Origin of the sequence: Bowmanella yangjiangensis (genome assembly GCF_017255015.1) — a bacterium.
GTDB lineage: Bacteria > Pseudomonadota > Gammaproteobacteria > Enterobacterales > Alteromonadaceae > Bowmanella > Bowmanella yangjiangensis.
Map to the genome: position 1 here is coordinate 1 of NZ_JAFKCS010000140.1, position 2,018 is coordinate 2,018.

A 2,018-nucleotide genomic window follows, 5' to 3' on the forward strand; every position below is an offset into this window, starting at 1 on the left:
TCGCCGATGAGGTGCGTCATCTTGCCAAGCGCACCCAGGACTCCACCGGGGAGATCAACCATATCCTCAACCTCCTGGTCAGCCGAATCAAGGAGGTGACGGTGAGCATGAATCAGAGCCTGGTCGAGTCGGAAGGCGCCATCAGGTCGTCCGAGGAAGTGCTGGCGGCTTTCGAAAGCATCGAAGGCAAGGTGCAGATGATCCGCGACATGACCATGCAGATTGCGACCGCCACCGAGGAACAGCATCTGGTCACCGAGGAGATCAATCAGAGCATCGTGACCATCAACGATGCGGTTGCGCAGATCTCGGCTCAGGCTGCCGAGGTCGAGAGCTACGCCGAAGAGCAAAGCGCACTGAGCAGTGAGCTGAAGACGCTGGTCGGGCGTTTCCGTACGGATTGAGACGCGCGGGCAACGGTGTCTCGCCTCGATCATCCAGTGCTTGATGCCTGCGCCAGCTGGTGTTCAGAGCGACCACGCACAGCGTTTTGATTGCAGAACGACGCGTCAGGCAAGGTCATGGTGGCTCGGACAACTGTCCGCTTCTGCTTGGAAGCGGACGTCGCTGACTGGTTGCTATCGGCCAAAAGCGGCCAGTGGAGTAGATAGGAGCGGAGGTAGTTCAGAAGCCGCCCGGATGTCTCTACAAAATCAAGGGCGATTCACCTTTCATATGCAGGCTACAGACCTGCCATGAATCGTTTGAATAGCTCCCCGTACTGTGCCGCGGGCACTTCGTTTAACTTGTTTCCATGTCTTATGAAGAAGGTGTTGCCATAGTTCGACGGCTCTTCCTGTGCTTGCGCTTCGAAGATGAAAACTGTTTTGTCGTAATACCTTACCGCCTTCACATTGCGGGCAACATAGTCCTTAAGAGGTTCGGAAAGAGCTGAGTTCTTAATTCGCGTCGTTAGCTCCATGAAGAGAACATCGAGAGTCTTGCCCAGTGCTTCGGCTTCGTGCTCCATTCCCGTTATGAAGAACCGTTCAAACGGCCGCATGTCCACACCGTAGAGTTGCGTAACTCTGTGAGCATCGGCCTCAGTATCTGCGACCCCAACAAGTACGTACCCTCGTACTCCCTTGCGGATATTGGCAATGCCAGCCAACGTTTTCAGAATTTTTTCGAAGCTGTCCTCGTCGAACGCGTGTTTACCGTCGAGGCGAAGAAACCCTTGTTTGAAGTCATATGCTGCCTGTTCGGTGTATGACTGCGTCAGGATGTTCTCCATCTGCGTGATCCAACGTACCTGTGCAGGGTCGTAGCCTTTGGCAGGGCCGAATGCAGGGCCATACCTCCCTGAAGCACTATTGACTGTGTTTTCGCGGTCTGCTGCACCCCAGCGACCGCCCTCGGGTACGTCAATCCCTTCGCCGCTTCCCTCAATTAGCTCAATCAAACGATCTTGATCAGCGACCTCCTGGTTCTGTGCAACGATCAGCCGATGCATGGCCAGGAACACAACCTGAAAGTATCGCGGCGCTCTTGCTGGGGCAGCACCGAAGAGTAGCTGGCCAAGTGTTCGACCGGAGCGATTTAGCGTGATCTTAATTTGGTCAAGTACGCGCTGAAAGTCTGAGGCCGCGATCTCGGAAGTGTACTTTTGGAGTGCGAGCTCAATCTGAGAATGCCGTTGCTGCTGAGCTTCTCCATCACTGTAGCCAAAGAAATCATCAAGGAATTCGCTGCGTGACGGCGGCTTGTCGTCGAGCAGCATGAAGGCGAGGATATCCGCAACAATTTCCTCGTCTCGGGATTCGCGTACTTGTTCCTTAGTCAGCACGCCTTGCTTGATCCAGAACACTTCGTCGACATTGATGCCATACGGCAAATCGCGATTAGTGATGCTGATTTTTTTCATCTCGTTCAGCGGAAGTTCGTCCGATGCCGAGACGTCCCCCCTGATTTTTGTCGCGATCATACGAACAGTCTGAGCGAATTGCCCGGTCGAGCCCGCGATCCGTAGCTCCTGTCTGGATAGTTTTCTGCCACCGGAATTGATGCGACGAAATACT

Annotated in this window: 2 protein-coding genes; one reads left to right on the forward strand and one right to left on the reverse strand. The window is 54.3% G+C overall.

Annotated features, from left to right (window positions below):
- On the forward strand, positions 1-404 hold a 404-nt coding region (locus J0A65_RS22670), incomplete at its 5' end, for a methyl-accepting chemotaxis protein (RefSeq protein ID WP_232850111.1).
- 278 nt (positions 405-682) lie between these two features.
- Here the strand turns inward: J0A65_RS22670 and J0A65_RS22675 are convergent.
- Positions 683-2,018 (reverse strand): hypothetical protein (locus J0A65_RS22675; RefSeq protein WP_206596572.1); only part of this gene is annotated, 1,336 nt, incomplete at its 5' end.